Origin of the sequence: Thalassospira sp. MCCC 1A03138, from assembly GCF_002115785.1 — a bacterium.
In the GTDB taxonomy this organism is placed as follows: domain Bacteria; phylum Pseudomonadota; class Alphaproteobacteria; order Rhodospirillales; family Thalassospiraceae; genus Thalassospira.
In genome coordinates this window covers 13,281-37,906 of the sequence record NZ_JFJY01000007.1, presented here as the reverse complement: position 1 = coordinate 37,906, position 24,626 = coordinate 13,281, and the positions used below count along the sequence as shown (strand labels likewise).

Sequence of the window (24,626 nt, the reverse complement as noted above, 5' to 3'; positions counted from 1 at the left end):
TTGATGTCCAAATCCTGTCTGGCACCCGGTTTGCGGGCATTATTGCTCTAGCCTCATCCCTATCAAATCGTCGGGACGGCTGACTTGTTATAAATCAATGGATAGATGTGGTTTGGATTTGGCGCAATTTAAAGGTGCGGGTTTCTGCAAAAACACCCCCGTCCTTGACAGACGGGGGTGTTTCGCATTCAGCAAGCTTCTGATTTCAGGCGAAATCAGGCAGCTTTCATCATGTTACGCAGAACGAACTGCAGAATGCCGCCGTTCTGGTAGTAGAGGACTTCGTTTTCGGTATCGATACGGCAGGTGGCGATGACCTCTTCGGTGGAGCCATCCTTGCGCGTGATACGAACCGTAACGTCCTGCATCGGGTTGATACCGTTGCCGATACCCAGAACGTCGAAGACTTCGGTGCCGTCAAGCTTGTAAGTCGCACGACCTTCACCATTCTTGAACTGCAACGGCAGGACGCCCATGCAGACCAGGTTGGTGCGGTGGATACGTTCGAAGCTTTCGGCCAGAACAGCTTTGACGCCAAGCAGGTTGGTGCCTTTGGCTGCCCAGTCACGGGACGAACCGGTGCCGTATTCCTTACCCGCGATGACAACCAGCGGGGTGCCCTCAGACTGGTAACGCATGGCAACATCATAGACCCAGCCCTGTTCGCCAGACGGGTAATGAACCGAAACACCGCCTTCGGTGCCCGGTGCCATTTCGTTGCGGATACGGATGTTGGCAAAGGTGCCGCGCATCATGACTTCGTGGTTCCCGCGGCGTGCGCCATAGGAGTTGAAGTCGCGAACCGCAACGCCGTGCGCCTTGAGGTATTCACCTGCCGGGCTTTCTTCCTTGATCGAACCGGCCGGGGAAATATGGTCGGTGGTCACGGAGTCAGCAAGGATCAGGAGCGGACGTGCACCATGAACTTCCGAGAACGCACCCGGTTCTTTCGCCATATTGACGAAGTAGGGCGGGTTCTGGACGTAGGTCGATTTGCCATCCCATTCGAAGGTTTCGCCTTCGGTGACTTCGATTTCCTGCCACGGTTTCGGGCCGGCAAAGATGTTGTCATAACGATCTTTGTACATCGAAGCCGAGATCGAGGACGCGATGGTGTCCGCGATTTCCTTGTTGGTCGGCCAGATGTCTTTCATGAAGACGTCTTTGCCATCTTTGTCGGTGCCGATCGGGTCTTTGTTCAGATCGACCTTCAGGTTACCGGCAAGGGCATAGGCAACAACCAGCGGCGGGGAGGCAAGATAGTTTGCCTTGACCTGCGGGCTGATACGACCTTCGAAGTTACGGTTGCCCGACAGAACGGCGGTCACGAGCATGTCGTTGCCGTCAATTGCCTCGATGATCGGGTCGGCCAGCGGACCGGAGTTCCCGATACAGGTGGTGCAACCGAAACCGGCAACGTTAAAGCCAAGCTTGTCGAGATAGGTCTGAAGACCGGCTTTTTCGAGATAGTCGGCAACAACCAGCGAGCCCGGTGCAAGCGAGGTTTTTACCCACGGTTTGCTTTTAAGGCCCAGTTCAACCGCTTTTTTCGCCAGCAGGCCGGCTGCGATCAGCACGCTCGGGTTTGAGGTGTTGGTGCAGGACGTGATGGCGGCAATAACGACGTTACCGTCTTTCATTGCGAAGTTTTCGTTCGAAACCGGAACAGAACGATCCGCATCAACACCCGGTGCCATGTCGGCAAAGGTTTTGGTGAAGCTTGAAACGGCATCTTTCAGCAGAACGCGGTCCTGCGGACGTTTCGGACCGGACAGTGCCGGTTCAACGGTCGAGATGTCGAGTTCAAGGGTCGAGGTATATTCGGCTTCGAAGCTCGGGTCGCGCCACATGCCCTGTTCTTTGGCATATGCTTCGACCAGTGCGATCTGTTCTTCGGAACGACCAGTGTTACGCATATAGTTCAGCGTTTCATCGTCAATCGGGAAGAAGCCACAGGTCGCACCATATTCCGGTGCCATGTTACCGATGGTCGCACGATCCGGCAGGCTCATATGGTCAAGTGCGTCGCCATAGAATTCGACGAACTTGCCAACAACGCCCTTCTCGCGGAGCATCTGAACGACGCGCAGCACGAGGTCGGTTGCGGTGATGCCTTCTTTCATCGAGCCGGTCAGTTTGAAACCGACGACTTCGGGGATCAGCATAGAGATCGGCTGGCCGAGCATGGCTGCTTCGGCTTCGAGACCGCCAACACCCCAGCCCAGAACGGCAAGGCCGTTGACCATGGTGGTGTGGGAATCGGTACCAACCAGCGTATCCGGGTAGGCAACGGTTTTGCCGTTATCATCCTTGCCAGTCCAGACGACCTTGGCGAGATGTTCGACGTTCACCTGGTGGCAGATGCCTGCCCCCGGCGGAACGATGCGGAAATTGTTGAACGCATTCTGGCCCCAGCGCAGGAACTCGTAGCGTTCGCCGTTACGTTCGAACTCGACTTCCATGTTTTTGTCGAGTGCGTCGTCGGTGCCAAAGAAGTCGATCATGACCGAGTGGTCAATGACGAGGTCAACAGGTGAAAGCGGGTTCACCTTCTGGGCGTCGCCACCCATTTTGACGACGGCATCGCGCATCGCGGCAAGGTCAACAACGGCAGGAACGCCGGTGAAGTCCTGCATCAGGACGCGGGCCGGACGATAGTTGATCTCGTGCGAGCTCGAACGGGATTTGAGCCAATCGACAACAGCTTTGACATCGTCGGTTTTGACAGTGAAATCGTCTTCGTAGCGCAGAAGGTTTTCCAGAACGACCTTCAGCGTAAACGGAAGTTTAGAAACGTCGCCGATTTTTTCGGAAGCAACTTTAAGGCTGTAATAGTCGTAGGATTTATCCCCGACTTTCAGCGTGCGGCGCGTTTGCAGGTTGTCTTTGCCACAAATGGACATCAGACCCTCCTCAAGGTGGTTAAAGGGCTTGTCGTGACAAGACACCCCGACCGTCGGAGCGCCGAGCGGTGGGCTATCTGTATCTCGTGACGCGGGTCACGGCTACATATGTATGTGCCACGGGGTTACACCACAATTCCCCCTGAAAGTCCAGACCCGCAAAAGGGTCATTCTTGAAATCATTGCGATAACAATGAATTGGTGAACGGGCAGGGCGTAATGGCAATCAGGAGTCATCTGATTCCGGTGAAAAACACCGTAAATCCATCCGGACATCATCTGCGAGTCCACGGGATCATCGCCCAGTTTGGAAAGACTCGAATGTAGGAGGCGACCTGTCCAATAAGGGGAGAAACCTGTCCGAACGGCAACGAATCGGGTTGCCGCCTGATTGCGCAAGGGGGCAATTTCGGGGTTTGCCGGAATGCACGTGGTGCAATGCGAATAGGCACATGGATGGTGCATTGCAATAATTTCAAGGTTTTCCATTTGCGGGTTGTGCCGCGATGACCTTACGGAATTATAGATGGAAATGCATTCATCAGACCAGAACGCAAAAATTGTGCAGCGCGAATTTGTGAAAAGTGTCAATCCGTTGCTGTGCAACACGTTGACGTCATTTGCTGAAATTGGTACTTAAATACGTATTAAATGTGTCAAGCCCGGTTTCCGTAAGGTCCGGTGCAAATAAAAACCGGCACATCATCAGGGAAACTGAACAAGAGGCACGGGGTATCCGCCTTCGATCCGGTCAACCGGACACAAGGATGCCTGCGGCCCAAGTCAGGGAGGATAAGCGACGTTATGACGTCACAGGGTCCCATCTTGCAGATCAGCGACGTGTCGCTCGTATTTGGCGGCGTGCGCGCGCTGAGCGACGTCAGCTTTTCCGTCCAGCCCGGCGAGCTGTTTTCAATCATTGGTCCGAACGGGGCTGGCAAGACATCGATGCTGAACTGCATTTCGGGTCGGTATCAGCCAACCACCGGGTCAGTGTCCTTCAAGGGGCAGGATGTCACAGGGCTCAAGCCCAATGACCGGGCCGAACTTGGCATCGGGCGTACATTCCAGAACCTGGCCCTTTTCGGCCACATGACGGTGTTGGATAACATCATGGTCGGGCGGCACCATCTGCTGAAGAATAACTGCTTTACCGGGCCGCTTTACTGGTTTTCCGGCGCGCAGAAGGAAGAGCTTGAACATCGGCGTTTCTGCGAGGATGTGATCGACTTCCTTGAAATTTCCCATATCCGCAAGGCAACCGCGGGGACGCTTTCCTATGGTTTGCGCAAGCGTGTCGAACTGGCGCGAGCGGTGGCGTTGCGCCCCGATCTGATCTTGCTGGATGAACCGATGGCGGGCATGAACCTTGAAGAAAAAGAGGACATGGCGCGTTTTATCATCGACCTCAATGAAGAATGGGGCATGACGGTTGTCATGATCGAACATGACATGGGGGTGGTGATGGATATCTCCAACCGGGTCATGGTTCTTGATTTCGGTCGCAAGATTGCCGCTGGCCTGCCCGAAGAAGTCATGGCCAACAAGCATGTCAAAAAGGCCTATCTCGGCGAAGACGATGACGCAACCGACGAAGACGAGCAGGTGGCCTGAACATGAGCAGCAATACCCCCGATTACGCAAATGTGCAGGCACTTGATACCTTCCCGAAGGTGCTGGCGTATAACGCGCGCCACTGGGGCGACGAAATTGCCATGCGCGAAAAGGAATTCGGCATCTGGCAGGAATTCACGTGGAAAGATTACAACGACCGCGTCAAATGCATGGCGCTTGGTCTGCGCGATATGGGCATCACGCCCGGCGATGTGATCGGCATTATCGGCGAAAACCGCCCGGAATGGGTATGGGGTGAAATCGCCGCCCATGCGCTGCGTGCGATGTCGGTCGGCCTGTATCAGGACAGTCTTCATGAAGAAGTCGCTTATCTGATCACCTATTCCGGTGCGCGGGTTCTGATCGCCGAGGACGAGGAACAGTGCGACAAGCTTCTGGAACTGGCCGATCAGATTCCGACGGTTGAACACATTGTTTATTGCGATCCGCGCGGGATGCGGAAATACGAAGATCCGCGCCTGATGGATATCGAAAAGCTTTATGAACTTGGCCGCGAGATCGAGGCAAAAGACCCCGGTGCCTATGACGGGATGGTGGCCGATACGCGCGGTGATGAATGCGCGATCCTGTGCACGACATCGGGTACGACGTCCAAGCCGAAAATGGCGATGCTGAATGCCGGGGATTTCCTTGATCATTGTGCCGCCTATCTGCGGGCCGACCCGAAATATCCGGGGGATAATTATGTTTCGGTTCTGCCGCTGCCATGGATCATGGAACAGGTTTATGTCGTTGGTCAGTCGCTGATCAGCCGCCAGATCGTCAATTTCGTTGAAGAACAGGAAACGATGATGGCCGATCTTCGCGAGATCGGACCGAACTTCGTTCTGCTCGCACCGCGCGTCTGGGAGGCGATTGCCGCCGATGTCCGGGCACGCATGATGGATGCCACCCTGTTCAAACAGAAAATGTATGATTTCGGCATGGCTTTGGCGCGCACCGCCCTTGATGGTGGCGGGCATTCCAGGGTCGCCGATATCCTGTTGATGAATGCGTTAAAGGACCGGTTGGGCTTTTCCAATCTGCGGTCGGCGGCGACCGGCGGGGCGGCGATGGGGCCGGAAACCTTCAAGTTCTTCCATGCCATGGGTGTGCCGTTGCGCCAGCTTTATGGACAGACCGAACTTTGCGGTGCCTATACGATCCATCAGCCCGATGACATTGATTTCGACACGGTCGGGCGCGCGTTCGACAATTCGGAAATCAAAATCATCAATACCGATGAAAACGGTGTTGGCGAAATTGTTGCGCGCACATCGGGGATGTTTACCAGTTACTATAAAAATCAGGCCGCCTATGACGAGGATGTCCGGGATGGCTGGATGCATACGGGCGATGCCGGTTACTTCAAGGAAGACAACAAGCATCTTGTGGTGATTGATCGCCTGAAGGATCTGGCGGAAACATCAAAAGGCGTGCGGTATTCGCCGCAGTTTATTGAAAACAAACTGAAATTCTCGCCCTTCATCGCCGAGGCCGTGATCCTTGGCAAGGGATTGCCGTTCCTGTCGACCATGATCTGCATCCGGTACTCGATCATGGCCAAATGGGCCGAGCAGCGCGGGATTGCCTTTACCAACTATACCAATCTGTCGGCCCAGCCGCAGGTCTATGACATGATCGTTGATGAAATCCGTCAGGTGAATGAAACCCTGCCGGAAGCCCAGCGCATCAAGCGGTTCCTGCTGCTTTACAAGGAACTGGATGCCGATGACGGCGAACTGACGCGCACGCGCAAGGTCCGCCGCAGTGTGGTCGCCGAAAAATACGCCGACATCATCGATGCGGTTTATGCCGGTAATGACAAGGTTGATATCGACACCATGATCACCTTCCAGGACGGGTCGAAAACCCGCATCCAGACAAGTGTGAAGGTGGTCGATCTGGACGGGGACAAGGCCGCCGAGACGGCCCCCAAAGCCGCCGAATAAGGCCGCGATAAAACAGTGCGCCCCAAACGCCATCAAGGTTGCGGGGCCGCCATTACAGGGATGGCAACATGAATTTCGAACTTCTGTTCCAGCTTCTGCTTAACGGGCTGATTGTCGGAACATTGTATGGCGTCGTCGCCATGTGTTTCGTGCTGATCTACAAATCGACCCAGATCGTGAACTTCGCACAGGGCGAGTTCCTGTTGATCGGGGCGTGGGTCTGTTACGCATTCCTTGTCGAAATGCATATGCCGTTCTGGCTGGGCTTTATCTTTACATTACTGTTCATGATGGCGTTTGGCATCATTTTGCAAATGGTGGTTCTGCGCCCGATGATCGGCGAGCCGATCATTTCGGTGATCATGGTGACGATCGGGCTGTCGATTTTCTTCCAGGCGGCGACCAAATGGATATTCGGTGCGACCACGGCGACCTATCCGCAGGTGTTTGAAACAAGGTCGGTCAACCTGATGGGGATGCAGATCGAAACCGCCTATATCATGAGTTTCGTGATCTCGCTGGTGATCATGGCGGCGTTCTACTGGTTCTTCAAATATTCCAAGCTGGGCCTTGCGATGCGGGCCACGGCCTTTGATCAGCAGGTCGCGCAAAGCCTTGGTATTTCGGTGAAAACCGTGTTTGCGATGTCCTGGGCGATTTCGGCCCTGGTATCGGGGGTTGCCGGTATCGTGATCGGGATGGTCAACGGGGTTTCATCCGCGCTTTCGGTCATCGGGATCAAGGTGTTCCCGGCGGTTATTCTGGGCGGGCTTGATTCAATCATCGGTGCGATTGTCGGGGGTGTGATCATCGGACTTCTGGAAAACACCGCCGAGTTTGTCGACGGTCAGTATCTGCACTGGGGCAACCTGTTTTCGATCGCACCGTTCTATGTGCTGATCATCATTCTTTGCATCAAGCCATACGGTCTGTTTGGCACCAAAGACATCGAACGCATCTAAGGGGCGGAGTAATAGGTTATGGCTGGATTTTCGATGCGTCCCTGCGGTGATTTTCGCACCACCTACCGACAGGATACGCGGATTTTTGATACCACCTTTGTCCGCAATGCCGCGATTTTGGGTGTGATCGCAACCGCGCTGATCCCGTTTGTTCTGGATGGCTATTACGTCAACCTGTTCATTCAGATTTCGTACTTTGCCATTGCTGCCCTTGGTCTGAATATTCTGGTCGGCTTCACCGGGCAGATTTCATTGGGTCATGCGGCATTCTTTGGGTTTGGTGCCTTTGCATCGGCCTGGATCAACAACACGACCGGCATTCCGGTTTTGCTGTCGATCCCGCTGGCCGGTCTGATGACGGCGGCTGTCGGACTTTTGTTCGGTCTGCCTGCGGCCCGGATCAAGGGCCTTTATCTGGCGATTGCGACATTGGCAGCCCAGTTCATTCTGGAAGATTTCTTTGCCCGGGCCGACTGGTTTACCGGCGGGTCTTATGGGGCGGCGGCAAATCCGGTCAATGTGTTTGGCTATGAAGTGCTCGATGATTTCAGCTTCTTCTATGTCTGCCTGTTCTTCCTGGTGATCATGTATCTGCTGGGTACGAACCTGATGCGGACCCGTGACGGGCGCGCCTTTGTCGCGGTGCGCGATCATTATCTGTCGGCGGAAATCATGGGCATCAATCTGACGAAATACCGTCTGATGAGCTTTGCGATTTCATCCTTCTATGCCGGGATCGGCGGGGCGATGTATGGCCATTACCTTGGCTTCGTTTCCGCCGAGGGCTTTACCATCCTGCTGTCGATCCAGTTTCTGGGCATGATCATCATTGGCGGTCTTGGCTCGGTCAAGGGCACGCTGATGGGGACCATCTTTATGGTTCTTCTGCCCGAAGTCATGGAAAACGGTGTCGGGCTTTTAAGTGTTTTCGACTGGGCCAATTCGACGGCTGTGACCGACGGGCTGGCTTATATCAAGGAGATGGCGATCGGTCTGGCCATCATCCTTTTCCTGATCTTCGAACCGGATGGGCTCGCGCACCGCTGGCAGCAGATCAGGGCGTACTGGAAGCTTTATCCCTTCTCGTACTGATCAATATCGCCGAAACCCGATCGCTTAAAAAACAAAGATCGGGACGAAAATCGGCGAAGGCCGGGAGGCTACTTTGTTTAGAAAAACGTCCAAGGGAGACGTCGTGATGAAAAGACTGATTGCTGCGACAGCGATTGTTGCAACCGGCTTGTCGGTTTCGGCAGCCAAAGCAGATGACGACATGGTTTTTGTCGGCCATCTGATGGACATCACCGGGGCGACCGGGTTCATTGGCAAATTCTATGCCGATGGTGTCCGTGACGCGCTTATGTATATCAATACCCACGGTGGCATTGACGGGACGGTTCTGGATTCAGAATCGGTCGATTACGCCTATAAGGTTCCGCAGGCGATTGCGAACTACAAAAAATGGCGTTCGCGCAATAACATGGTCGCCATGCAGGGCTGGGGCACGGGCGATACCGAAGCCCTGATCAGCTTTGTGGCCCAGGACAAGGTCCCGGTTTATTCCGCGTCCTATTCCGGCCATCTGACCGACCCGACCGGCAAAAACCCGAAAACCGCGAAACCGGCACCTTATAACTTCTTCTATGGCGCATCCTATTCCGACGCCTGCCGTGCACTGGTTCAGTGGGCCGCTGAGGATTGGAAAGCATCGGGTGGTTCGGGCAAACCGGTCTTCTCGCATATCGGGGATAACCATCCCTATCCGAATGCACCGAAAGAAGCCTGTGCCGAATACGCAACAGAACTTGGCTTTGACGTGACCGAGCCGGTCGTCGTTTCGATGAAGCCGGGTGACTTCAAGGCGCAGTGCCTGACGATCAAGGAAGCCGGAACCAATTATGGTTACCTTGGCAACCTCGGCCCGTCGGTCGTTTCGCTGGTCAAATCCTGCGATACGGTTGGTGCAAGCCCGAAATGGCTGGCCAATATCTGGGCGGGTGACTACGAAACGCTGAAAACCATCGGTGATGTTGAAAACTATGTCTTCCCGGCCATGACCAGCTTCTGGACCGACGAGGGCGTACCGGGCATGGACCTTGTGCGCGAAATTTCGAAAATGTCCGATAGTTCGGGCGAACAGTTCCGCACCCATCACTATATCCGCGGCATTTGCTCGGCCTATTACATGAAAGAAGCCATGGAATGGGCCAAGGCCAATGGCGGCATCACCGGCGAAAACATCAAGGCCGGCATGTATGCCCGTACTGATTGGGTGCCTGCCGGTCTTGAAGGCGTTTGCATGCCTGCAACCTGGACTGCCGAAGACCATCGCGGCATCAACACCGTTAATATCTATAACGGCAGTGCCAAAGGCGGTGAGCCGACCGTAACCAAGGCGGCAACCGTGACCCTGCCGCGCCGTGACGACTGGCTTGGCTATTAAGTCGTAGTCAGAAGACGGATGTCTCCCGATGGTGTTCGGGGCGGGGTGGCGAAAAGCGCGCCCGCCCCGGCACCGGGGGATGTAATCAGAACGTGATCGAAGGGGACACCATGGCAGAGCCGGCCCGCAAAACCGAAACCGCAGAATCGTTGCTGTCGGTCAATAATATCGAAGTCGTGTATGACGAGGTGATCCTTGTCCTGCGCGGGGTGTCGCTTGAAGTCCCGCAAGGCAAGATCGTGACCCTTCTGGGCCCGAACGGTGCGGGGAAATCGACCACGCTCAAGGCTATTTCCGGTTTGCTCAAAACCGAGGATGGCAAGGTGACCCGCGGCGATATCAATTTCATGGGGCAGCAGATTGCCAATGGCAATCCCGAGGATATCGTGCGTTCCGGCCTGTTTCAGGTCATGGAAGGCCGCCGCATCATCGAAGACATGACCTGTGTCGAAAACCTTCGGCTTGGCGCCTATACCCGCAAGGACAAGGGCGTTAAGGACGATATCGACATGGTGTTTGAATATTTCCCGCGCCTACGCGAACGGACCGGACTTGCAGGTTACCTTTCGGGCGGTGAGCAGCAGATGCTGGCAATCGGCCGGGCCTTGATGGCCCGCCCGAAAATGATTTTGCTTGATGAACCGTCGATGGGTCTGTCACCCTTGCTGGTGAAGGAAGTGTTCGGGATCATCGAAAAGATCAACCGCGAACAGGGCATTACCATGCTGATCGTGGAACAGAATGCCAATTTTGCGCTGAAGGTTGCCGATTACGGTTACATCATGGAAAGCGGCAAGGTGGTTCTGGATGGTACCCGTGACGAACTTCTGAACAACGAAGACGTCAAGGAATTCTATCTTGGCGGTGGTTCGGAAGAACGCAAAAGCTTCAAGAACATCAAATCATACAAGCGCCGCAAACGCTGGCTTTAACACGTGTTTGCCGTCTTGCAATGACCAGAAAACGGACCCGGCCATCATGCTTAATACCTTCTTCGATGCCAGTGAAACCCGTAGCCCCAAAGACCGTGAAACCGGTTTGATGGCGGCATTGCCGCGGGTTATTCATCACGCAAAAAGCAAGGCCGCCGGGTTTGGCCGTATCCTTGAAGGCGTTGATCCGCAGAAGATCAACAGTCGCGAGGCACTGGCAAAATTGCCGGTGACGCGCAAATCCGATCTGATCGCCATGCAGGCGGAAAACCCGCCCTTTGCCGGGTTGAATGCAACACCGGTTCCGGCCCTTGGCCGTATTTTCCAAAGTCCGGGGCCGATTTACGATCCCGAAGGCAAGGGTGATGACTGGTGGCGGATGGGGCGCGCATTTTTTGCTGCCGGGTTCCGGCCGGGCGATATCATTCATAACTGCCTGTCCTATCACCTGACACCGGGCGGCTTCATTTTTGACAGTGGCGCACGTGCGTGTGGCTGTGCGGTGATCCCGGCCGGTGTTGGCCAGACCGAGGCCCAGATCAAGGCGATCACCGACCTGAAACCGACCGGCTATTCCGGAACACCGTCATTTTTGAAAATCCTGATGGAAAAGGCCGACGAACTGGGCGGGGATGTTTCATCCATCACCCGTGCGCTTGTGTCGGGCGAGGCATTGCCGCCGTCATTGCGTGACTGGTTTGCCGAACGCGGGGTTGCCATGCTGCAATGTTACGCCAGTGCCGATCTTGGCCTGATTGCTTATGAAAGCGATGCCAAAAGCGGAATGATCGTTGCCGAGGACATCATCCTTGAAATCGTGCGTCCTGGCACCGGCAACCCGGTGGCCGAGGGCGAGGTGGGCGAGGTTGTCGTTACCAGCCTTAATATGGATTATCCGCTGATCCGGTTTGCCACCGGTGATCTTTCGGCGATTGCATCGGGGCCAAGCCCGTGCGGGCGGACCAATATGCGCATCAAGGGCTGGATGGGCCGTGCCGATCAGACCACCAAGGTCAAAGGCATGTTTGTCCATCCCCACCAGATTGCAGAGGTCGTCAAACGCCATGCGGATATCGGCAAGGCACGCCTGATTGTGACCCGTGAAAACGATGTCGATGTCATGACGCTTGCCTGCGAAACCGATGCCGCCGGGTTCAGTGCGGATGCGGTGATGGATAGCCTGCATTCGATCTGCAAGCTGCGCGGCAGGGTCGAAATCGCAACACCGGGCAGCCTGCCCAATGATGGCAAGGTGATCGACGACCAGCGCGACTATTCCTGAGCAACTGCCAGAACCCCTTTTTCAGTTGTCCCGTCACGGGACCGATACTGCGAAAAGGCATCTACCCGTTTCATTCCCGCTCGGGAAACTTGGTGCCGTCCGGCTTTGTTCGGGCGGCATTTTTTTGTTTTTGCATGAGGCTGAGATCTGCCTCTCTAATAAGGGGTAATGGACTAAGTTTGTTGAATAAAAAACATCCCTTTTGACAACTATAGATTGATCTCATGGGATTGGAGAGTATATTGATCAAGCGAATACGAGTTTTATCTAGATGTTAGAATAAGTATTCTTGGTTTATTCGGTGATTTTTATCGTGAGATGTAAATAATGCATTTGAATTACATAAATGTTTCGGGGCTTTTCGGTAAGTCTGATTCAATTCACCTGGATTTAAATAAGGATCTAAATATTCTAACCGGAAGAAATGGATCGGGAAAAACTACGATCATGAAGTTGGCGTGGTTCATAATCAGTGGAAATATTCTTTTAGCTTTGAAAGAGGTTAATTTTAAATCATGTACTATTTCAACTAGTGAGTACTTGTGTACGGTTACAAGAACAGGGCATGCTCATTGTAGGGTTGAGCTTGAGATAGACGGTGCAAAGTACGTTTATGAAGATGATGAGGGGGACCCAACTGAAGAGCCTTGGCTTGAGGCAGCAGAAGATAAGGTCAATCCTATTTTGATGGCGCAAGGGGGGTCAATATTCTTTCCTACTTTTAGGAGGATCGAAGGTGGATTCTCAATGAATCTTGGAAGGGGAGGGCGTGGGCGAAATGGTATGCGCTCAGAAAATGAGCTTGATGATAGCTTGTCAAGTTTCTCTCGGAAGTTGAGTAACTCGGGGCATTTTTTTGTTTCAGCTATTTCGACACAAGATATCGTTAGTCTTCTTCTTCGTAGATATGCAGCCTTCTCGGAGGAGATAAATTCATACCAAGAACAGGTTTCAAGAGGTGTCATCGAAAAGATAAAACACTATGAAAGGGGGCAAAGTAGCAAGCAAGATGCTGATTCTCTTCTTTCAGAGACGCGGTCAGATATTGAGAAAATCGAAACCTTTCGTCGGGACACAATGCGCCCTCTAGATGCGGTCAGAAAGCTTGTTGAGACGCTCTTTCAGCATTCCGGCATTTCATTTGACCGACGGCTAAGTTTCGGAGATGCCGCTGATGCAATCAATAGTGACTCGTTGTCTTCTGGTGAAAAGCAAATGTTGAGCTTTATATGTTACAATGCTTTTCATAAGGACTCAGTTATTTTTATCGATGAACCTGAACTTAGTCTTCATGTTGATTGGCAGAGACAGCTATATCAAATATTGGAAGATCAAGAATCAAACAACCAGTTTGTATTCGCAACGCATTCTCCGTTTATTTACGGGAAGTATCCAGATAAAGAAGTTTCCGTAAGTTTGGATCGTGGTGAATAAATATGAATTCTGGAAAAGTTACGCCAACCGTCGATGAGCTATTTGAACTTTTAAAAAGAACATCTCTTCCTACTGTTTTAGTTGAGGGTAAGGATGATATAATTTTCTATAGAAGTGTAGAGCATGAGCTTAAATTTTATAACGTAGATATGCTTCCAGCCGGAAATAAGCACTCAGTTTTAAAGCTTTTTGATAAGCTATCTGGAATTCAAACTTCAGCGCCGATAGTCTTTTTGGTGGATAAAGACTTATGGGTGCATGCTACCAGAGATAGCTGGGGTGTTTCAGATGAAATCATAACCACAAATGGTTATTCTATTGAAAACGATTTGTTTTCGGATGGGGATTTAGAGGCTCTAATGGAGCCTGATGAGAAGATCAGGTTTAATTCAGAACTAAGTAAATTTGTTAGATGGTATGCGCTGGCGGTATCCAGAAGTCTTTCAGGGAAGGAGTCCGCATTTAGAACTAATCCTGGAAAGGTCTTGGATGACGATGATTTTTATGATGAAGAAATGAGATTGTTAGAAGATGAGACTTATCCGGAAGATCTATTTAATGAGATTATGGAAGAGTATCATTTTTTCCTGAGAGGAAAGTCTCTTTTATCTTTAGTCTGTAGGCAGCTATCTTCTAGGAGACGAAAGGTTAAATTTGGATCTAAGCAGTTGATAGCATTTGGTGCTTCTAGAAAGGGAGATAATTTTGAAAGAATATGTGTTCTGTTAACCGATTCTTTGAAGAGGTGATTTTTTTGTTTATCCTAAGAGATTTTTTAGAATTTAATATTGCTTATACGAGATTTTAAAGGGAAAGCATGGCGCAGGTAGGCAAGCCATTTGCCGTTGGCATGATCACGATTTGCCAGTTGATGGCACTTGCGCTGTGGTTTTCGGCAACGGCGGTATTGCCGCAATTGCGGGCCGAGTTTGATCTGGGGGCGGTGCAATCATCCCTGTTTACCAGTTCGGTCTTGCTGGGGTTTGTACTGGGTACTTTGATCAGCGCGTTTTTCGGTCTGGCCGACCGGGTTGAACCAAGGCGTTTCTGGGCGGCATCCGCATTGATTGCCGCGACCGCCAATCTTCTGATCCTGACCGTGCCGGTCGACGGGGTGGTTGTGATCGGGCTTCGCCTGATTACCGGGGTCTGCATGGCAGGGATTTATCCCATCGGCATGAAAATGGTCGCGACCTGGTCACGCGGCGATACGGGATTTCTGGTCGGGTTGCTGGTCGGTGCATTGACCATGGGGTCGGCCCTGCCGCATCTGTTTGCCGTGGCAGTGCCGCTTGACTGGCGGATGGTGATCGTGATCGCCAGTATTTCGGCTTATATCGCCGGTGTGGCGATCCTGTTTGTCAAACTGGGCGGGACGCCGGGAAAATCCCCGCGATTTGATCCGCGCATGGTGGGCCAAATCTGGTCGAACAAACCCCTGCGCCATGCCTGTTACGGGTATTTCGGGCATATGTGGGAACTGTATGCCATGTGGGGCTGGATCGGGTTGTTCCTGTATGGGGCGCTTTCCGGGCGGGAATTTGATAATCCCGGTATCTGGGCGGCCCTTCTGACATTTGCGATTGTCGGTATCGGCGCGTTCGGAAGCCTTGCGGGCGGTTTGCTGGCGGACCGGATCGGGCGGACGACGGTGACCATGGCCGCGATGGCGGTCAGTGGCATCTGCGCACTTGTTGCCGGTGCGCTTGGCGATGCGTCGATCCCTATCCTGATTGCTGTCTGTATCGTCTGGGGTATTTCGGTGATTGCCGATTCTGCGCAATTTTCATCCTGCGTGATCGAGCTGGCCGATCCCCATCAGGTCGGAACAGCGTTGACCCTGCAAAATGCCATCGGCTTTATCATTGCACTGGGATCAATCCATCTGGTGCCGGTGATTGCCGACGCGTCTGGCTGGTGGGGGGCGTTTGCCATGCTGGCGGTGGGGCCGTTACTGGGTTTTATTGCCATGGGCCGCTTGCGCAACATGCCTGAAGCGATCCGTCTGGCAGGGGGGCGGCGGTAATTTTGAACTGAAACAATGAAAAGGGGCGGTGATCCGCTTCACTTGACAACCGGAAGGTAAAAAACTGCGCGGGTTGGGTTTTCTTGACCATTTTCAGTACAAATATTACTTTCTGCCAGAATTTTCTTGCTGTTGCGCAAATTGGGGGCGCTGCGGCGTTTTCCAAAAATAAGGGTCTTTCATGAGTCTCACCCTCATTGTTTTGCTTCCCTTCCTTGGGGCGGTGTTACCCGCCGTCATGATCAGGGCCGGGCGCAATGCGTGCGCCACAGCAACCGGCTCGGTCACGCTGCTTGCCTTGATCCTGCTTATTGCCAAGGCACCGGCCGTTATTGGCGGCGAAGTGTTTCAGGTCCGCTATGAATGGCTGACCGAGCTGGGATTGAACGTGACCTTTTTCCTTGATGGTCTGGGATTGCTGTTTGCGACCCTGATCCTCGGGATTGGTCTGCTGATCATCATTTATGCCCGTTTCTATCTGTCGAAAGACGATCCGATGGGGCGGTTCTATGTGTTCCTGCTTTTGTTTCAGGGCGCAATGGTCGGCATTGTTCTGTCGGACAACATTCTGCTTCTGCTGATTTTCTGGGAACTGACGTCGCTGTCATCCTTCCTTCTGATCGGTTACTGGAAACATCTGCCCGAAGGTCGACAGGGCGCGCGTATGGCGCTGACCGTCACCGGGGCAGGCGGGCTTGCGATGATTGCCGGGATGCTGATCCTTGGAAATATCGTCGGGTCCTATGACCTGACGGTGATCCTGCAAAATGCCGATCTGATCCAGGCGTCACCGCTTTATGTGCCAGCCCTTGTTCTGATCCTTTTGGGCTGCTTTACCAAATCCGCACAGTTCCCGTTCCATTTCTGGCTGCCGCATGCCATGGCCGCACCGACACCGGTTTCGGCCTATCTGCATTCGGCAACCATGGTCAAGGCGGGCATCTTTTTGATGGCGCGCATGTGGCCGGTTCTGTCGGGAACGCCGGAATGGTTCTATATCGTTGCGACCGCCGGTCTTGTGACGATGGTGCTAGGCGCATGGATTGCGATCTTCAAACATGATCTTAAGGGGCTTTTGGCCTATTCCACGGTTAGCCACCTTGGTCTTGTGACCATGCTGTTTGGTTTTGGAACGCCGATGGCCGCCGTTGCGGGCGTGTTTCATATCATCAACCATGCGACCTTCAAGGCGGCCCTGTTCATGACCGCCGGGATCATCGATCATGAAACCGGGACGCGCGATATCCGCCGTCTGGGCGGGTTGCTGAACCTGATGCCGATTGCCGGGACCATCGGAATCATTTCGGCCGCATCGATGGCCGGGATCATTCCGTTAAACGGGTTCCTGTCCAAGGAAATGATGCTGGAAGAAGCATGGCATACCGTCTGGCTTGATCAGAACTGGATCGTGCCGTTGCTGGCGACTGTTGGCGCTCTGTTCTCGGTCGCCTATTCGCTGCGCTTTATCTTCCATGTCTGGTTTGGCAAAACCCGTGATGAACTGCCCCATCACCCCCATGACCCGCCCTTTGGCATGTGGGGGCCGCCCGCATTCCTGACGGTTCTGGTGGTTCTGATCGGTCTGTTCCCGGCGGCAATTGCCGGGCCGCTGGTGGCGGCCACCTCCAATGCGGTTACGGGTGGGAATCTTCCGGACTATTATCTGGCACTTTGGCACGGTCTGACCCCGGCACTTGCCATGAGCACGATTGCCCTTATCGGCGGTGCGTTGCTTTTGCTGCGCCATGGCGGTTTGATGTCGGTAACCGCCAACCTGTCGCGGCCCGATGCCAAGGCCATGTTTGACTGCCTGGTCGTCAAGGTCGTCGCGCTTTGCCGTGTGATATCGGACAATCTGCACAACGGTTCGCTGCAACGCTATCTGGCGGTCATGGTCTTTGCCGCAATTGCCATCGGTCTTTCGGGGTTCTATGCCGAACCGGATCATACCGCAGGCACACGTGAACTTCTGGCCGTTTCACCGCCCGCTGCCATTGGCTGGGTGCTTCTGGTCGGGACCTGTATCGCGGCGGTCGCGATGCATCACAACCGGCTTCTGACCCTGCTTCTGGTGGGGGTCATCGGTTTGATCGTCTCGCTTGGCTTTATCTATCTGTCGGCACCTGATCTTGCCCTGACGCAGATCTCGGTCGAGGTGGTGACGGTCATCCTGATGTTGCTGGCGCTGAACATCCTGCCAAAGGAAACCCCGAAGGAAAGCCAGCCGGGACGCAAGTTCCGCGACTGGGTAATTGCAATTGCGGCCGGTCTTGGCATGGGCGGGGCTGTCTGGGCGATCATGACGCGTGAATTGCCTAATTCGATTTCAGCCTATCATCTGGCCAATTCGAAAATCGAAGGCGGGGGGACCAACGTGGTCAACGTGATCCTCGTCGACTTCCGTGGCTTTGATACCTTTGGCGAGATCATCGTTCTTGGCATTGCCGCCCTTTCGATCTTTGCCCTGATTGAAACCGTTACCCAGGGTGAGGCGGCGAAACGTCTTGCAAGCTGGGTGGTCGATAATCGCCGGTCGGCTGATCGCCATCCGATGATGATGGTCATTGCAACGCGGGTGATGTTGCCGCTGGCGCTGCTGGTGGGGGTTTACATCTTCCTGCGCGGCCATAACGAACCGGGCGGTGGCTTTATCGCCGGTCTGGTCGTTTCGGTCGCGCTGGTCATGCAATATATGGCGTCGGGCTTTGGCTGGACCCAGAACCGCATGAAAGCCAATTATCACGGCATGATCGGGTTGGGTGTGATTGCAGCGGCCATTACAGGTCTTTCGGCCTGGGTGGCGGGGCTGCCGTTCCTGACCAGTGGCTTTGTCCATGTTCATCTGCCGATTGTCGGCGAATTTGAACTGGCATCTGCCATGGGCTTTGACCTTGGCGTGTTCCTGACGGTTGTCGGGGCGGTTACCCTCGCCCTTGCCAAACTGTCGCAGGTGGAACGCATGGCCGAGCATGTCGACATCAATCCCGAGCCGATGGACCATGATCCGTCCGCCGCGGCCCAGCAGGTCGCGACAGCTGAGAAAGAGGCCTGATATCATGGAGTTTCTTGTAGCAAGCAGTATCGGGCTTCTGACCATGTGCGGCACTTATATGTTACTGCGTGGTCGTACTTTCCCGGTGGTGATCGGTCTGGCACTTCTGTCCTATGCGGTGAACGTTTTCCTGTTCGCCATGGGGCGCCTGACCATCGATATGCCGCCAATCCTGCGTGATGGTGTTACGGAATACACCGATCCGCTGCCCCAGGCACTTGTCCTGACAGCGATCGTGATTTCGTTCGGGATGACCGCACTTATCGTTGTGCTGTCGATCCGCGCCTATCTTGAAATCGGTAATGACCATGTTGACGGTCGCCCGGTTGGCGAGCCTTCCGAAGCAGGAGACAAAAACTGATGGGTCACTGGATTGTCGTTCCCATTGTGCTGCCTGCCGTGATGGCCGCCCTGATTGTTCTGGCGGTTCGGCATGACATTGTTCTGCAGCGCATATTCTCGATCACCTCGACCGTTGCTCTTGTGGCGGTCACTCTGTCGCTGGTGATTTTTGCCAATAACAACAACCCGGAAATGTACGCACTCGGCGACTGGCCCGCACCGTTCGGGATCGTGATCGTACTGGATCGCCTGTCGGCGATGATGATCTTTCTGACCTCGATCCTCGGTCTTGGTGTCATCCTGTTTGCATCAAGCGAATGGGACAAGCGTGGCCAGCATTTCCACGCCCTGTTCCAGTTCCAGTTGATGGGGGTCAATGGTGCGTTTCTGACCGGTGACGTGTTCAACCTGTTCGTTTTCTTCGAAGTGCTGCTGATCGCATCCTATGGGTTGATGCTGCATGGTGCCGGGGCGGAACGCCTTAAGGCGGGCATGCAGTATATCGTCATCAACCTGACGGGTTCGACCCTGTTCCTGGTTGGGGTCGGCATGATCTATGCCGTGACCGGAACGCTGAACATGGCCGATCTTGCCATTCAGGTGCCGCAGGTGGCCGCCGGTGATGCCGCGTTGCTGCGTGCCGGGGCGCTGATCCTGCTTCTGGTGTTCTGTGTGAAGGCGGCTTTGGTGCCGGTTCATTTCTGGCTGCCCGGGACTTATGCCAATGCACCGGCACCGGTGGCAGCCCTGTTTGCCATCATGACCAAGGTCGGTGCCTATTCGATCCTGCGCGTTTACTCGCTGGGCTTTGGTGAAAATGCCGGTGATATGGCATGGCTCGCACAGCCCTATATCCTGCCTGCGGCGATTGTCACACTGGCGATTGGCATGATCGGGGTGCTGGCGGCCAAGCGGCTGAACGGCCTGATTGCGTTTTCCGTGATTGGATCGATGGGAACGCTTTTGATTTCCATCGCGCTGTTCACGCCCGAAAGCATTTCGGCCGGTCTTTATTACCTGCTGCATTCGACCTTTGCCGGGGCGGCCCTGTTCCTGATCGGTGACCTGGTGGCGTCACGCCGGGGGGCCATCTATGGCGACAAACTTGAAACGGCACCGGTTTTCCATCAATCGGGGCTCCTGGCGGTTCTGTTCTTTGTTGCGGCCATCGCCATGGCCGGGATGCCGCCGCTTAGCGGTTTTATCGGCAAGCTGATGATCCTTGATGCGGCACGTGACAGCGACCTGTCTGTCTGGATCTGGTCGGTTATTCTTGTGACGTCGCTGATGTGCATTGTCGGTTTTGGCCGTGCAGGCAGTGTCCTGTTCTGGAAAAGTGCCTCGGCCGAAGGTGTGATCGAGGTCGAGGGGGCAAATTGGCCGGTTCTTCCGATCGTTGCCGCCTGCGGAATGCTGTGTGCACTTGTTGCCCTGACGGTGTTTGCCGCACCGATCATGGATTACCTGCAGGGCACGGCAGCGCAGTTGTTTGACACCACGGATTACATCCGGGCTGTGCTGGGTGAAATACCCGCCACACAGTCTGGCCAGTAAGCGGTGATGAAAGGATAGTGATGATGTTGAAACGTTGTCTTCCCCACCCGCTTCTGTCGCTGGCCCTGCTGGTTGTCTGGGTGTTGCTGGTCAATGAAATATCGGCCGGTGCCGTGGTCTTTGGTGCGATCCTGGCGATTGTGGTGCCGTTGATCACGTCAAGTTTCTGGCCGGCCGCGCCAAAGGTCGGCAATGCCTATGCAATCTGCGAATACGGCCTGATCGTGTTGTGGGATATTCTGGTGGCGAATGTTGTCGTTGCCGGATTGATCCTGTTTCGCAAGGCCGAAAGCCTTGAAACGAAATGCGTTGTCGTTCCGCTTGATCTGACCTCGCCCGAGGCGATCACGACCCTTGCGGGGACGATCACCATGACGCCGGGCACCGTGACCATTGATCTGAGTGCTGATGCCAAAAGCCTTCTGGTGCATTGCCTGCATGCGCCGGACCCGCAGGGCGTGATTGATGATATCAAGACCCGCTATGAAGGCCGTCTGAAGGAGATTTTCGAATGATCGAATATGCGCTGAATTTCGGCTTTATCTGTGTGGCGGTGGCCCTGTTAATGAACCTTTGGCGTCTTTCGAAGGGACCGACCATCGCGGACCGTGTTCTGGCCGTCGATACCATGGCGATCAACGCCATCGCCCTTCTGGTGCTGTACGGGATCAGCCGCGCAACCTCGATGTATTTCGAAGGGGCGCTTCTGTTTGCCATGTTCGGCTTTGTCTCCACCGTTGCCTATTGCAAGTTCGTCTTGCGCGGCGACATCATCGAATAGGGAGAGAGACGATGCCGTTTATTGCCGAACTCGTCATTTCCGTTCTGATCGTGATTGGCGGATTGTTCCTGCTGATCGGGTCGTTCGGGATGCTCAAACTGCGCGAATTGCTACCGCGGCTTCATGCGCCGACCAAGGCAACCACGGTTGGCGTTGGCGGAATCCTGATCGCATCGATGCTGTTCTTCTGGATCGAACGCGGGCATTTCACCATTCATGAATTGCTGATCACGCTGTTCCTGTTCCTGACGGCACCGATCACCGCAAACCTGATCGCCAAGGCCTATTTGCTGCGTCATGTCGATCCGCACGCGGACCTTCCGAAAAGCGGTCAGGACGAAGGCTGGGCAACCTTTGATCCGGTTGGCCCGGATGGCTATGACCCCAGCGAGGAATACAAACCCGATCAGAAGTGAACACGGGTGGAGATTTGCAAACGGCACCGTTCATGCGGTGCCGTTTTGGTATGCTGTTAACAGGAAAACCGCATGATCCTTGAAACCGAAAGGCTTTGGCTGCGTCCGCGAACACTGGATGATCTTGAAGACTGCTTTGCGATGGATCGTGAACCCGGTGTGACCGACTTTGTTCAGGGGCCGTGGGCCGACGAAGCCGAACATCGTGCCTTTATCCATGATCGCATCACCATGGATTACGGGCCGGGGCTTGGATACTGGTCGCTGTTTTTAAAAACGGAACCGGATCGTTTCATTGGCTGGGTACTGCTGATCCCCGAGGATGCGGTTGGGCCCGAAATCGAAATCGGCTGGCGGTTGAAACCGGCTTTCTGGGGCAGGGGATATGCATCCGAGGCCGCCAATGCCCTGTTGGCGCATGGGTTTGAAAAAATGAAACTGCCCGGTTTCATTGCCTGTATTGATGCCCGGAATATCGGGTCACTTGCGGTGGCGCGAAAGATCGGCATGTGTCCTCACAAGGACGACAACGATATCGTGCAATATGCCATCACGGCGGATGATTTTGCAAAACGTCCTCATAGATGACATTGCCGATCTGCCCCTGATCTTGTTATGACAAGGGGCAGGAGGAACGCGTTTCACATGCCGGATTTCAGCATCGAAGATCAGTATTGCGGGCGGATCGCCGGGATCGACGAGGTCGGTCGTGGGCCGTTGGCCGGGCCGGTGGTGGCGGCGGCCGTTATCCTGCCGCGCGATGAACGGTTGCCGGAAGTCCTTCTGGGGGAACTTAACGATTCCAAAAAGCTGTCGGTCAAGAAACGCGACTTTCTGTTTGAGCTGATCATGGGCTGTGCCGAGGTCGGCATCGGTGCAGCATCTGTCCGCGAGATCGACCGGATCAATATCCTGCAGGCAACATATGTCGCCATGCGCCGTGCGGTGGCGCGCCTGCCGCAATGCCCCGATCAGGCGCTGGTTGACGGCAATCGTGACCCGGGGTTGCCCTGTGCGGTCGAAACGGTCATCAAGGGCGATGGCAGATCATTATCCATCGCGGCGGCATCCATCGTTGCCAAGGTCGTGCGCGACCGCGCCATGACCCGGCTTGCCGTGCGCTATCCGCATTTCGGCTGGGATGGCAATGCCGGTTATGGGGTGAAAAAGCATATGGACGGGCTTGGCATTGTTGGCCCGACCCTGCATCACCGCCGCAGTTTCAGGCCGATTGCCGAATTGCTCGGAATTCTGTCCTGATCCTAGGCTAATGCGGTACGGTTTTTGGGCACGACGTGCGCACGCACCAGATCAACACCGTCTCCGTCACGTGTAATCGCGGCAAATCCGTCCTTCTGGCGCACCGTGACCCGTTCCTGAACCCGGCATTCGGTGCGGAACTGGATATCGATGCTTTCGGGATGGAAGTCCGGTTTTGCATCCGCACCGGTCGCGCCGAGGACCCACTGCATCAGGCGGACATTGTTGACATGCCCATAAAGGTCAAGGTCGGATGGTCGGGCCTTTATGCTGTCGATTTCGGGTAACAGGTCGCTGGTAAAGGGCGGTCGAAACGGCGGTGCGATCAGCTTGGGGCCGGGCGGGTCTGGCAGCCTTTCCTCGATCCAGTCGGGCCAGCTTGCCGCGCGCCTTTCAATCAGGTCAAACATCACCCAGAAACTTTGCGCGGCTGCAATCACATCACCCTTGCCGTCGATCAAACGAAAATCGCGGGTGGCAACACGCCTTGCAACGCCCGATGGCCATGTTTCGACAATGATATCTTCGCCATTGCCGGGATAGCGCCGGACATGAATGACCATCCGCGCCAGCACCCATGCCATGCCCTGATCCACCGTATCGTCATAGGCCAGTTTCAGGATACGGGCGCCCCAGCCAGCCGCATCCTGCATGTAATCGGCGAGGGCCGGCAGCATCGCAAGGCCGTTATCCCCAATTTCCGAATATCGCAGGCGATAGGTGCCGCGCCATCCGCAATTGGCGGGCAGGGTAGGTCTGGCGATTTCGTCCCAATCGATGATCATGTCGGCCAATCCTGTGTCATTCCATGACAGTTATAGAAACCCGCTTGGCTGCGTGCAAATCCGGATTGGAAATCTGTCATATGAACCGGGATGTCCCGAAGGTTCATCTTGCTCATTTCGGCAAAGCTGGTGATGATGGTTAAATTCAGGGTTGGGCTGCATCATGTGTATTTTGTGGCTCTTTGGGGAACTACCAAAGAAGTGAATGTTCACATGTGTTCATTTAAAGCGAAGAACGCAGTTCCTTTTGCTTAAATTTAAAAGAACAGTGATGTTTTATTAAATGGAAAAACGAAAATACAACAAGACGTTACGCGCAGAGAAAGAAGACGAAACGCGCCTCAAGATTCTCGAATCTGCGATGAAATTGCATGGCGAAGCCGGCCCGGCACGCACAACCATCAGCGCGATTGCAGAGCGCGCCGGGGTGCAGCGCCTGACGGTCTATCGGCATTTTCCCGAAGAAAATGAACTGCTTGATGCGTGCTCGTCACATTGGCGGAGCCTTAACCCGCCGCCCGATCCCGCATCATGGCGCGAGTCGGTAGCAGAGGGTGACTGGGGCCTCGCGATACTGAGCATGCTTTATCACTATTATGGTGAAACGGCTTATATGTGGGATCATTGCTATCGTGATCGGGAAAATGTCGCAGCCCTTCATGAACAGATGAAGGGCTTTGATGCCTATCTCGACATGTTGTCTGCCGATGTGCTGGCAAGCCTGCCTGCCGAACGGCGCAAGGGCAAGATGTGCCAAGCGGTTGCACGACATGCGGTGCAATTTTCGACCTGGCAATCGCTGTCACAGGCGGGTGTGGAAAATTCGGAAATGGCGGCTTTGATGGACGACTGGCTGCATAAATGCCCGTTGTCCTGACCGGTATCTAC

General features: G+C 54.4%; 21 protein-coding genes. 19 read left to right on the top strand and 2 right to left on the bottom strand.

Going from position 1 to position 24,626, the window contains the following annotated elements; translation table 11 throughout:
* Positions 1-215 precede the first annotated feature (215 nt).
* A complete protein-coding gene (acnA, locus tag TH468_RS14860) occupies positions 216-2,903 on the bottom strand; it encodes an aconitate hydratase AcnA (RefSeq protein ID WP_085645396.1) in 2,688 nt (895 codons plus the stop codon).
* Positions 2,904-3,707: 804 nt separating this feature from the next.
* Between acnA and TH468_RS14855 the strand changes: the two genes are divergently transcribed.
* From TH468_RS14855 to TH468_RS14770, 18 genes are all read left to right on the top strand, one after another.
* The gene (locus TH468_RS14855) at positions 3,708-4,517 is read left to right on the top strand and encodes an ABC transporter ATP-binding protein (protein WP_085645394.1); all 810 of its coding nucleotides are present in this window, start codon (positions 3,708-3,710) and stop codon (positions 4,515-4,517) included.
* Positions 4,518-4,519: 2 nt separating this feature from the next.
* Complete coding sequence (locus TH468_RS14850) at positions 4,520-6,469, top strand: long-chain fatty acid--CoA ligase (protein ID WP_085645392.1); 1,950 nt, start codon at positions 4,520-4,522, stop codon at positions 6,467-6,469.
* A gap of 68 nt (positions 6,470-6,537) precedes the next feature.
* Positions 6,538-7,431, top strand: coding sequence for a branched-chain amino acid ABC transporter permease (locus TH468_RS14845; RefSeq protein ID WP_037987219.1), 894 nt, complete (start codon positions 6,538-6,540; stop codon positions 7,429-7,431).
* 18 nt (positions 7,432-7,449) lie between these two features.
* Positions 7,450-8,523 carry a branched-chain amino acid ABC transporter permease gene (locus tag TH468_RS14840; protein ID WP_037987222.1) on the top strand — a complete coding sequence of 358 codons (1,074 nt, stop codon included), beginning with the start codon at positions 7,450-7,452 and terminating at the stop codon, positions 8,521-8,523.
* A gap of 106 nt (positions 8,524-8,629) precedes the next feature.
* A complete protein-coding gene (locus TH468_RS14835; protein WP_065701802.1) occupies positions 8,630-9,874 on the top strand; it encodes an ABC transporter substrate-binding protein in 1,245 nt (414 codons plus the stop codon).
* A gap of 110 nt (positions 9,875-9,984) precedes the next feature.
* On the top strand, positions 9,985-10,806 hold the full coding sequence (locus TH468_RS14830; RefSeq protein ID WP_110252530.1) for an ABC transporter ATP-binding protein: 822 nt from the start codon (positions 9,985-9,987) through the stop codon (positions 10,804-10,806).
* 46 nt (positions 10,807-10,852) lie between these two features.
* Entirely contained in the window at positions 10,853-12,088 is a 1,236-nt protein-coding gene (locus TH468_RS14825) for a phenylacetate--CoA ligase family protein (protein WP_085645390.1), read from the top strand.
* Positions 12,089-12,415: 327 nt separating this feature from the next.
* Positions 12,416-13,522, top strand: coding sequence for an AAA family ATPase (locus TH468_RS14820; protein ID WP_085645388.1), 1,107 nt, complete (start codon positions 12,416-12,418; stop codon positions 13,520-13,522).
* A gap of 2 nt (positions 13,523-13,524) precedes the next feature.
* A complete protein-coding gene (locus tag TH468_RS14815; RefSeq protein ID WP_085645386.1) occupies positions 13,525-14,271 on the top strand; it encodes a DUF4435 domain-containing protein in 747 nt (248 codons plus the stop codon).
* Between the two features lie 68 nt (positions 14,272-14,339).
* Complete coding sequence (locus TH468_RS14810; RefSeq protein ID WP_085645384.1) at positions 14,340-15,548, top strand: MFS transporter; 1,209 nt, start codon at positions 14,340-14,342, stop codon at positions 15,546-15,548.
* Between the two features lie 181 nt (positions 15,549-15,729).
* Complete coding sequence (locus TH468_RS14805; RefSeq protein ID WP_085645382.1) at positions 15,730-18,600, top strand: monovalent cation/H+ antiporter subunit A; 2,871 nt, start codon at positions 15,730-15,732, stop codon at positions 18,598-18,600.
* A gap of 4 nt (positions 18,601-18,604) precedes the next feature.
* A complete protein-coding gene (locus TH468_RS14800; protein WP_062948254.1) occupies positions 18,605-18,961 on the top strand; it encodes a Na+/H+ antiporter subunit C in 357 nt (118 codons plus the stop codon).
* Positions 18,961-20,496 carry a monovalent cation/H+ antiporter subunit D gene (locus TH468_RS14795; RefSeq protein ID WP_085645380.1) on the top strand — a complete coding sequence of 512 codons (1,536 nt, stop codon included), beginning with the start codon at positions 18,961-18,963 and terminating at the stop codon, positions 20,494-20,496. Before TH468_RS14800 ends, TH468_RS14795 begins: the two co-directional genes overlap by 1 nt.
* Before the next feature lie 20 nt (positions 20,497-20,516).
* Positions 20,517-21,011 (top strand): Na+/H+ antiporter subunit E, encoded by a 495-nt coding sequence (locus TH468_RS14790; RefSeq protein ID WP_231887046.1) that lies wholly within the window; start codon positions 20,517-20,519, stop codon positions 21,009-21,011.
* Positions 21,008-21,277: a K+/H+ antiporter subunit F gene (locus TH468_RS14785; RefSeq protein WP_062948248.1), complete on the top strand. Its 270-nt coding sequence runs from the start codon at positions 21,008-21,010 to the stop codon at positions 21,275-21,277. The genes TH468_RS14790 and TH468_RS14785 overlap by 4 nt, the downstream gene beginning before the upstream one ends.
* 11 nt (positions 21,278-21,288) lie before the next feature.
* Positions 21,289-21,693 carry a Na+/H+ antiporter subunit G gene (locus TH468_RS14780; protein ID WP_062961220.1) on the top strand — a complete coding sequence of 135 codons (405 nt, stop codon included), beginning with the start codon at positions 21,289-21,291 and terminating at the stop codon, positions 21,691-21,693.
* Positions 21,694-21,765: 72 nt separating this feature from the next.
* Positions 21,766-22,281, top strand: a complete 516-nt coding sequence (locus TH468_RS14775; protein ID WP_085645378.1) for a GNAT family N-acetyltransferase — start codon at positions 21,766-21,768, stop codon at positions 22,279-22,281.
* 57 nt (positions 22,282-22,338) lie between these two features.
* Entirely contained in the window at positions 22,339-22,953 is a 615-nt protein-coding gene (locus tag TH468_RS14770; protein WP_062948244.1) for a ribonuclease HII, read from the top strand.
* 2 nt (positions 22,954-22,955) lie between these two features.
* Here the strand turns inward: TH468_RS14770 and TH468_RS14765 are convergent, their stop codons facing one another.
* Entirely contained in the window at positions 22,956-23,738 is a 783-nt protein-coding gene (locus TH468_RS14765) for an acyl-[acyl-carrier-protein] thioesterase (RefSeq protein ID WP_085645376.1), read from the bottom strand.
* Positions 23,739-24,021: 283 nt separating this feature from the next.
* Here TH468_RS14765 and TH468_RS14760 point away from each other — a divergent pair, with 283 nt between their 5' ends.
* Positions 24,022-24,615: a TetR/AcrR family transcriptional regulator gene (locus TH468_RS14760; protein WP_085645374.1), complete on the top strand. Its 594-nt coding sequence runs from the start codon at positions 24,022-24,024 to the stop codon at positions 24,613-24,615.
* Positions 24,616-24,626: the final 11 nt, after the last annotated feature.